This window comes from Microseira sp. BLCC-F43, from assembly GCF_041929235.1.
GTDB lineage: Bacteria > Cyanobacteriota > Cyanobacteriia > Cyanobacteriales > Aerosakkonemataceae > Microseira.
In genome coordinates this window covers 1-9,238 of sequence record NZ_JBHFNP010000340.1, presented here as the reverse complement: position 1 = coordinate 9,238, position 9,238 = coordinate 1, and the positions used below count along the sequence as shown (strand labels likewise).

Genomic DNA, 9,238 nt, shown 5'->3' with positions numbered 1-9,238 from the left:
GTTGAGCCGTTCGTAGTAGGCGCTTGAGCGCCGTTGGACCGTTCGTAGTAGGCGCTTGAGCGCCGTTGAGCCGTTCGTAGTAGGCGCTTGAGCGCCGTTGGACCGTTCGTAGTAGGCGCTTGAGCGCCGTTGAGCCGTTCGTAGTAGGCGCTTGAGCGCCGTTGAGCCGTTCGTAGTAGGCGCTTGAGCGCCGTTGGACGCCCTCCGGATGGTAGCCTGGGAGCTAGATTAAATCGCCAAATTCTTTACTAAACTTTTATTACGCAAGTTGCATAAAGAAACTTATAGTTATTGATGGCGATGCACTTTTGTGCTATATTCCTTAACAATGCCGAAAACCAAGGCTAAAAATTGTCTGGTTTGTAAACCACAGTCGATTCAGAACTAGCCAGCCGCTCAAAAGGTCGATCGTGTTACCACGATTCGTTAAATTGGCTGAAAATAATGGATGAACAATGGCTCTTAGCTTCAAAAGTAAAACGCTCAAAAGCTTCATAGGGTGGGCAAAACCCGAATTGACGCCTGTGGACAAGAAGGATCCGACTCCCTTGGTGGAAGCTCTAAGCAGACCCTCTAGAAATTACTTCTAGTTGAATGGTGAACTTTAGGTAAGTTTAGCCAAGTTCTGTATAGCAGGAAGCGAACGGAACTCACTATGGCTCGATTGATTAATTGCGCGATCGCAATACCCAGTTTATTGCTCTTAGCAAGCATTACCGGCATTTCCTCCCCCACTCTCCCCCAACTCGTGGCACAAACCCAGGCATCCAGGTATCAACCTTTACCCCCCGCCGCCTGCAACCAATTAGCCCAAGCAATGACGAACGCCCTCAAAGTCAGGGTGAGGATGACAAGGGGATCTTTTGTAGATTACATCAACCGAGAGCAAGGCATTGGCTGTCAGTTGATTGCAACGGGTGACGGGCGCAACTTTAACAAGCTTTCTGATATTGTCCGCAATTTAAGCGATCTGCTGGCGAAGCAAGGCTGGTCAGAAGTATCCGATTACACAGCCGATGGCCCAACCGAAGTTGCCAGAGGATTTCGTCAAGGCAACAGTTTAGCCGTGTTCAACGTGGAATGGGAACCCGCCCCAGGTGCTAGCTGTCCGCCAAACCAACCGATTTCAGGTTGTCAGCTGACACCAGAACAACAAATTTATCGCATCAGGCTGAATGCGGCGACTAAATAATCTGAGGATGCGATCGCGCGTGATGCCAAAACACACAATAGCGGCATCGGTATCTTCCCGGTTCTGTTGTTGACTGCGGCTATTATAAGGTTGTTGTTACCTAGCAACAGCAGAATGCCCCCATCATAATCTTTGATTTGATGGTGGGATGAATGCGAGTGAGCCCTTGGAGGATTCCCTGACCAATGCTGTAAGCGAGGGAAGGGAATCACGACAAAACGAACAAATCTCTCACGTAACTTAACAGTTACTTTATACACATCATCGAAACTTCCGTTACCATGAATGTATAAACACGGTAGAGGTCGTAAACAGTGCATCACGCAGTCAAAGTCAGACTCTATCCCACTCCCCAACAAGAGCAATACTTAGCTCAATGTTTTGGTAATTGTCGTTGGTTATACAATTACATGCTCAATCTCACGACGAATACCTACAAGGAAACCGGGAAAGGTCTTTCCAAAGCTGCAATGGATAAATTGCTACCCGGATTGAAAGCTGAGATTGACTGGTTGGGGCTTGCTTATTCCCAATCACTTCAACGGGTCACATTCAATCTATCTCAGGCGTTTCAAAACTTTTTTGAAGGTCGAGGGAAATACCCGACTTTCAAGAAGAAAGGCTCTCTACAATCGGTTTCTTATCCTCAAAAAGTAGTCCTAAACGTTGAAGAGAAAACAATCAAATTTCCAGGTACATTGGGTACTGTCTCAGCCGTATTTCATCGGGATCTCCCTGACGGTAAGCAAGGTTGCGTAACCATCTCGCAAACCACGGATGGTAAGTATTTCGCATCAGTTCTGTTTGAAACGTCTAAACAGACAGTTGAAGCTAAGAACCATGCAATCGGTGTAGATCTAGGATTGAAAGATTTCGCCATCACCTCAGATGGAGAAAAACATAATCAATCCAAAAAGGTACAGAGAAAACTACAGAAACTAGAACGCAACAAAAAACGCAAACAGAGAAAAAAAGCACGGAAAAAGGGAGCAAGTAATCGCAGAAAAGCAAAGCGTTTGGTTGCCAAAGTCTGTAGCAAAATTGCCAGAATCCGCGAAGACTTTCTCCACAAACTATCCCGCAAAATAGTTCGCGAAAACCAAGTGATTGTGGTCGAAGATCTAGCAGTCAAAAACATGGTCAAGAATCCGAACCTAGCCAGAGCAATCTCCGCTCGAGGATGGGGAATGTTCTTGACGATGTTGAAATACAAAGCAGAGCAATATGACCGGAATTATGTCGAGAGCAATCGATTCTTTCCATCATCGCAACTCTGTTCAGAAACGTTGCTACCCATACCCATGCTTCAGAAAGGATACGATAGTCTCAAAGTCCGTTTCGTAGACTGCCCAAACTGCGGAAAACAACACGATCGTGACATCAATGCAGCGATCAACATCAGAAATGAAGGGTTGCGGATTTTGGCGTTAGGAACTAGCGCTACTGCCTTTGGAGGGAATGTAAGACCAAAACGATCCGGACGTAAAAAATCTACGATCGTCGAGGCAATCCGAGCGTGAAAAAGGAAGCCTACACCATACTGCATAGCAGTTGGTGTTGGTAGTTCACAGGGTCATTTGCCAGAAAAGTCTTGACGCGATCGCTCCTCAACACAACAACTCAACATGGATAACGAACATCAAGCTAGGCTTAAGCATTTTACCGCACTTAAGTCTAAATATCAAGCAATCAAATATGAAGATTCATCTCCTTCTAGTCTTCTATATCTCATCTTGCGAAAAGCGGATTTGGCAATTGAGATAACTGATGTAGAGTTTGATTGGTTGAGAAAGCATCAGCTTTCTGAAACAATTGAAATTATCCAGCAAAAACAGCAATTTAGGGTCGAAGAACATAAAAAACTGGAAGCAGAATTCGCTCAACTCAAAGCCAAGTACAAAGTCACTCAATATTGGACTTCACAGAAATCTTGTAGTTCAGAAATATCGAGTCCCCTGTATGTAATTCTTTGTAAGTTTGAATCAGCCAGTGACTTAAATAATTCAGATATTAGCTGGCTGAGAGAGCGGGGTCTTCCACACCTAGCTGAAATGGCTGATAAGCTGAGGCAAGACATTGAACTATTTGCAGCGCTGAAGGCAAAGTACCGAGCCGATAAACACCAAAATACATCGCCTTCTAGTCATCTATATCAGATTTTAAAGAGGCTGGAAAAAGAACAACAGCTAAGGGATTCAGAAGTCAATTGGCTGAGGACAAACTCACTCTTGGAAACCCTGGAAATTTACCAACAAATAGCAGCAGCAAGAGAAGCTGAGTTTTCCCAGTTAAAAGAAAAGTACGGGGCTAATAAACATCCAGATTCATCTACCTCTAGTCCCCTATATTCAATCCTGCGAAACGTTGATGCAGATCGGCAGTTGAACAAGACACAACTGGAATGGCTGGAAAAAAATGGATTGTCCGAGACACTGGCGCTAGTTCGTGAAATTGAACAGAAGCGGCACTTTGCTGAATTGAAAGCTAAGTACAAATCCACTCAATATGAGGATTCATCTCCCTCTAGTCATTTGTACAAAGTCCTCCAACTAATTGATTCAGGGAATTTGTTAGGAGAACAAGATATTAACTTCCTGAAAAAGCGTAACCTGGTTGAAACTATTGCAATTGCTCAAGAACAATATGCTTCTAATTTGAAGTCAAAAGTCAACGCAGGAGAGCGGTTAAGTGAGTCAGAAATTGAATTGCTGAAAAACAACGGACGTGAAGATATTATTACTTTAGATCAACAAAAGCACTTGGCAAAGCTTAAGTCAAAGTATAGAATTTTAGACCCTAACTTACCGATCGAACCATTTTATACGATTATGCTAAAACTGGAAAGAGAAGAGCGGCTCGATCCCCTCTTAGTGGTTAAGTTAATAGAAGAAGGTCTTCTTGCTCGTGAGGGAAAAATTGCTATGGCTCACTACAGACTAGAAGCAAGTTTTTATCAACAGGAATATCAACGAACTGGTCACAAATGGCACATACCCACAGCCAGCAGTTATTGGCGAAAGGCTAACGAACCGGAGCGGGCATTACAGCTAACAAATTTGGATTTAAGTAAAATTAAAGAAAGTAATTTAAAGTCAGCCATTTTAGTAACTAGGGGTGCAGCCTTCAGAGATAAAAATCAGTTAGACCAAGCAGAAAGTTGTGCAAGGGAAGCGATTGATTGTCACCCTGATAGTTATCAACCATTAACATTGATGGGAGCAATTTATTATGACCGAGGTAACTATCCAGAGGGCGATCGTTGGTTTGCGGAAGCGATACAACGCGGGGCAGAAACAGAAGCTATCGACGACGAGATAAAGCGAGTAGTCAGGAGTACAAAGGATGAGAACAAGCGACAAGACGTTGCCGAGTACCTGCTGAAAAAAGACCCGGTGCGTTATGATTGGGTTAGGGCTTATTTGAAAAAGCTTAAAAATTAAATCCGAACAACATCGTGACTGCCTCTGTCTTTACATCCGAACGCCTTTTATTTACCCCCGCGAAGCCCAACGCCGACGCGATACCGACTATATTTGCTTTCCCAAACGAGTACAGCGTCGGCATCACCAGCTTAGGCTATCAAGTCGTATGGGCAACGTTAGCAATGCGTTCTGATATTGAAGTCAGTCGCTTATTTACCGATACCCACGAACCCCTACCAAGGCATCCAGAATTAGTCGGATTTTCCGTATCTTGGGAATTAGATTACGTCAATATTCTCAACTTACTAGAATTCCTAGAAATTCCTATTCGCAGTAGCGAGAGATCCCCCCAACCCCCCTTAACAAGGGGGGCTAAGAATGAGGAACTCCCCTTGCCAGGGGAGTATCGCTCTTTGACACCCCCCTTGGCAAGGGGGGCAGGGGGGGATCGTTCTTCGCCACCCCCCTTGGCAAGGGGGGCAGGGGGGGACAATTCTTCGCCACCCGCCTTGGCAAGGGGGGCAGGGGGGGATCGTTCTGTGGAACCCGCCTTGGCAAGGGGGGCAGGGGGGGATCGTTCTGTGGAACCCCCCTTGGCAAGGGGGGCAGGGGGGGATCGCCATCCGTTAATATTTGGAGGTGGTCCGGTTCTCACAGCAAACCCAGAACCGTTTGCAGACTTTTTCGACATTATATTGCTGGGGGATGGCGAAAACTTGTTGGGTAATTTTATTGAAGCGTATAAACAAGTCCGCACCGCAGATAGGCAAACTCAATTAAAGCATTTAGCAAAAGTTCCAGGAATTTACGTTCCAAGTTTATACGAAGTAAATTATCACAGTCCAACGGGTGCTATTGAATCGATTAAACCAATAGATCCAGAAATTCCCGCAGTAGTAGAAAAGCAAACTTATCGGGGAAACGTCCTTTCTGCCTCAACGGTGGTGACAGAAAAAGCCGCTTGGGAAAATATTTACATGGTAGAAGTGGTACGCAGTTGTCCGGAAATGTGCCGCTTCTGTTTGGCAAGTTATTTAACATTACCGTTTCGGACAGCAAGTGTAGAAACTTCGCTAATTCCGGCAATCGAAAAAGGGTTGGAAGTTACAGATAGACTGGGTTTGTTGGGTGCGTCGGTTACTCAGCATCCAGAATTTGAAACGTTATTGGAATATTTGAGTCAGCCAAAATACGATAGCGTGCGACTCAGCATCGCGTCGGTGCGGACGAATACAGTAACAGTAAAGCTGGCGGAAACATTGGCGAAACGCGATACGCGATCGCTCACCATCGCAGTAGAAAGCGGTTCGGAAAAAGTCCGCCAAATTATCAACAAAAAACTCAATAACGACGAAATTATCCAAGCAGCAGTAAACGCCAAAGCAGGTGGATTATCCGGTCTTAAATTATATGGCATGGTAGGAATTCCCGGCGAAGAACCCGCTGACTTAGATGCAACCGTAACGATGATGCGGGAGATTAAAAAAGCTGCCCCCGGTTTGCGCTTAACATTCGGATGCAGTACTTTTGTTCCCAAAGCACACACGCCATTTCAATGGTTTGGCGTGAATTCCCAAGCAGAAAAGCGCTTGAAATACTTGGAAAAAGAATTGAGGAAAATCGGGATAGATTTCCGCCCTGAAAGTTACAATTGGTCGGTGATTCAAGCATTGATATCGCGAGGCGATCGCCGCGTATCCAAATTATTAGAATTAACCCGGCATTATGGCGATTCTTTGGGCAGTTACCGCCGTGCTTTTAAAGAACTGCGCGGACAATTGCCCTCACTAGATTTCTACGTTCATGCTAATTGGAATCAAGAGCAAGTTTTGCCTTGGAGTCATTTACAAGGGCCACTTTCTCAAACCACGCTGCAAAAGCATTTAGCTTCAGCAACATCGCATTTTAATTAACAAAAAGTAAATAGAGGGATTGGCGCTAAACGATCAAATCAGGGTTGACGCAACGTCTCTATATGTAGGGTGCGTTAACCCAGTGTAACGCACCATGTCCACCACAGCGTAACGCACCATATCCACCATATCTGAAGTTGCTGCGTAAGCCCTGAAATTTAATTGCGCTTCACCCAAAAGGGTAATTTTCGCTCGCAGCAGCTGGCATAGGCAAAATAGCCGCTCAACCAATTCGGCTACTTCCTTCAATATATAGGGGTGTTGGTGCCGTACTCTCGTCTAACGCACCCTACGTTTACTACGTTTACCGATTACCTACCTCTTCTTTTCTCTTACCTCTGTGTCCTCTGTGCCTCTGTGGTTGATTAAATAGGTATTCTTCTACTGGGAAAGCCGTAAGTAATCTTACGGATACTAAAAATTTATTACTTTTTTTCCGAATTAGCTTGTCCTTGATTTGAAGAAGAGATTATTGGGCAATCTAAAAGAGAACCTTGCCTAAAAGGCATAAACAATAGTTTTATCTTCAACGAAAGGCGAACATTATGGCATTCACGAAACATAACTCCAACGGCAAACGGGTATTAAAACTGACTCTGGGCGCATTTGGGTCACTTTTAGCCTTGACTCCCTCGGTCAATGCCGCATCCATCACTCCAAACAGTTCTGCTATTTACAATCGCATACCTTTGGGACACGTGCCAGACGATCGTCCTACCCTGGTAGCTCAAACAGAATCTGATTGTCCGCCAAATAGCGGCGGGAGTCAGTTTGTTACGGCGGAAACTAGAAGCTTTTACATCTATATTTGCGGGGGCGATTTGCCCAATACTTATGTTGGTGTTGCTAAAAATCGTCAAACGGGTGGCATTATTCTTCCGCTGCAAAGCTCTAGTAATGACCGATTTGTTGCAGTTAACCGGAATGTCCGATATACCCTCACCCGCAGCGAACTAATTGTTACTCAAAATGGGCGAGTAATTCTCAGAGAAAGAGCTACTTGGAAATGGTAGAAACCCACGAGAAACCCGGTTTTTTGAAAAAACCGGGTTTCTGGGTCATTTACAATTATGTAGGGGCACGGCGTAGAACAATTTTTGGTTTATATCAAAAGATTGTCTCATGCCGTGCCCCTACTTGCGCCTGTTGATGTTCCCTAATTTCCTCACGTTTTTTTATCATGCTGCATTTCAAACGTTCCACCTTAATTGATGCGCCGGTAGAAGTTGTTTGGCGCTTCCACGAAAGACAAGATATCCTGCAAATTCTTACTCCACCTTGGCAACCCGTGCAAATTGTGCGCCGCGAGGGGGGTTTGGATGTGGGTGCTATTACAGAGTTTCGCATTTTTTTGGGGCCAATTCCGGTGCAGTGGGTGGCGCGTCACACCGAATGCGAACAATATCGGTTATTTACCGACGAACAGGTTACAGGGCCGATGCAGTCGTGGGTACATCGCCATCAGTTTACCACTGTTGATGGGAAAACCCGATTGACGGATGCGATCGCATATTCCCTCCCCGGTGGTTTCCTTGCTGAGTTCGTCTTGGGTTGGTGGGTAAACTCGCGCCTCGATGAAATGTTTCGCTACCGCCACGAAGTGACAAAACGCGAGTGCGAGAAATAGTTTTTCGGAATTTAGTCTTAGAGAAGTGTAGTTTATTTTTGGGTAATAGGTCAGAGGTTTTTCCCTGCTATGACCTATTTCAGTTTGCACAGGACTGACGCAAAGAAACTAAGGTGATGTGAAAAATCGTTGATTTCTAAACTAGAGAGCTAGGTGGAAACCGGGTTTCTAGGTTCTGTGGCGCTGACAATCTCAGGACTTACGCAAGGGCGTTGCCAGAAACAAAGGTGAAGAGTCAATCTCTGGTTGCAAAACCAACGATTTTTCCGCTCGCCCTTAGTTTCTTTGCGTCAGTCCTGAATCTAATTCAAACTCCCAAATTCTTAAAAAATTTCCGGAATAGCTATCGCTAGATTAGAAGTAGTAATTACAGAGCAATTCAACAAATTATCTAACAGCTAAGCAGGGCTAAATTATGTTTTCTAAATTTAATTTCAAACAAGCGCTGAAAATGGCATTAGTAGGTGCTGGTATTTCATTATGCTTGACTCCTGCCGCTCAAGCTGGTCAATTAATGAGGAGCATTTATGGAGTTAATAATCCGTTTAACTATCCCCATATAGTTGCCTATGGCGACGATGCTTGTCCGCGCAATACTTATATGTTGCGCTATGCCGAAACGCGAAATTATTACGTATGGATTTGCGCGACTGAAGGCGGAACTCTTTATTATACTGCTCAAGGCAAAAATTTAAACCGAGGCGGTATTACTCTCCGCATTCGCAGCTATTCTGATGAAAGATATGTGGCTGCAAATGGCAATACCCGTTATGTTGTCACCCCTTCTCGGTTAGTCGTAACTCAAGGTTCCCGCACCATCCTCAGCGAACGAGTTTTGCAATGGGAAGAAGGAACTGGACTTCAAGGTTAAATCGACAGCTTTTTAGAATTTAAATTTTGTTTCTCCTAGAGATTTTTAAAGCGATACCCAGATGTCATCATCTGGGTATTTTTTTTAGGAAAAGTAGGTTGTAGGGGCGGGTTTTACAGCGAATTGCTTTCTGAGTGAGGTACAGCAAAATCGCGAAAGTTTGTCAAGCGCGCACCCTTAAGGGTGCGCGCTTGACCAACGAAGGTGTCCCTC

The 9,238-nt window shown here is 44.8% G+C and carries 7 protein-coding genes; all 7 read left to right on the top strand.

Going from position 1 to position 9,238, the window contains the following annotated elements; genetic code table 11:
- Nucleotides 1–655 precede the first annotated feature (655 nt).
- The 7 genes from ACE1CM_RS44770 (at nucleotide 656) to ACE1CM_RS44740 (ending at nucleotide 9,025) form a co-directional block, all read left to right on the top strand.
- Nucleotides 656–1,192, top strand: a complete 537-nt coding sequence (locus ACE1CM_RS44770; protein ID WP_374885978.1) for a hypothetical protein — start codon at nucleotides 656–658, stop codon at nucleotides 1,190–1,192.
- 314 nt (nucleotides 1,193–1,506) lie between these two features.
- Complete coding sequence (locus ACE1CM_RS44765) at nucleotides 1,507–2,712, top strand: RNA-guided endonuclease InsQ/TnpB family protein (RefSeq protein ID WP_374885976.1); 1,206 nt, start codon at nucleotides 1,507–1,509, stop codon at nucleotides 2,710–2,712.
- Between the two features lie 105 nt (nucleotides 2,713–2,817).
- Nucleotides 2,818–4,632, top strand: a complete 1,815-nt coding sequence (locus ACE1CM_RS44760) for a tetratricopeptide repeat protein (protein WP_374885974.1) — start codon at nucleotides 2,818–2,820, stop codon at nucleotides 4,630–4,632.
- 80 nt (nucleotides 4,633–4,712) lie between these two features.
- A complete protein-coding gene (locus tag ACE1CM_RS44755; RefSeq protein ID WP_374885980.1) occupies nucleotides 4,713–6,527 on the top strand; it encodes a radical SAM protein in 1,815 nt (604 codons plus the stop codon).
- 545 nt (nucleotides 6,528–7,072) lie between these two features.
- Nucleotides 7,073–7,540, top strand: a complete 468-nt coding sequence (locus tag ACE1CM_RS44750; protein ID WP_374885972.1) for a hypothetical protein — start codon at nucleotides 7,073–7,075, stop codon at nucleotides 7,538–7,540.
- Between the two features lie 167 nt (nucleotides 7,541–7,707).
- The gene (locus ACE1CM_RS44745) at nucleotides 7,708–8,154 is read left to right on the top strand and encodes an SRPBCC family protein (protein WP_374885971.1); all 447 of its coding nucleotides are present in this window, start codon (nucleotides 7,708–7,710) and stop codon (nucleotides 8,152–8,154) included.
- A 415-nt stretch (nucleotides 8,155–8,569) separates the two neighbouring features.
- On the top strand, nucleotides 8,570–9,025 hold the full coding sequence (locus ACE1CM_RS44740) for a hypothetical protein (RefSeq protein ID WP_374885969.1): 456 nt from the start codon (nucleotides 8,570–8,572) through the stop codon (nucleotides 9,023–9,025).
- Nucleotides 9,026–9,238: the final 213 nt, after the last annotated feature.

Bases quoted from the DNA above. Each gene is read 5' to 3' on its own strand.
- ACE1CM_RS44770 (WP_374885978.1), top strand. From the start codon at position 656: ATGGCTCGATTGATTAATTGCGCGATCGCAATACCCAGTTTATTGCTC.
- ACE1CM_RS44760 (WP_374885974.1), top strand. From the start codon at position 2,818: ATGGATAACGAACATCAAGCTAGGCTTAAGCATTTTACCGCACTTAAG.
- ACE1CM_RS44750 (WP_374885972.1), top strand. From the start codon at position 7,073: ATGGCATTCACGAAACATAACTCCAACGGCAAACGGGTATTAAAACTG.
- ACE1CM_RS44745 (WP_374885971.1), top strand. From the start codon at position 7,708: ATGCTGCATTTCAAACGTTCCACCTTAATTGATGCGCCGGTAGAAGTT.
- ACE1CM_RS44740 (WP_374885969.1), top strand. From the start codon at position 8,570: ATGTTTTCTAAATTTAATTTCAAACAAGCGCTGAAAATGGCATTAGTA.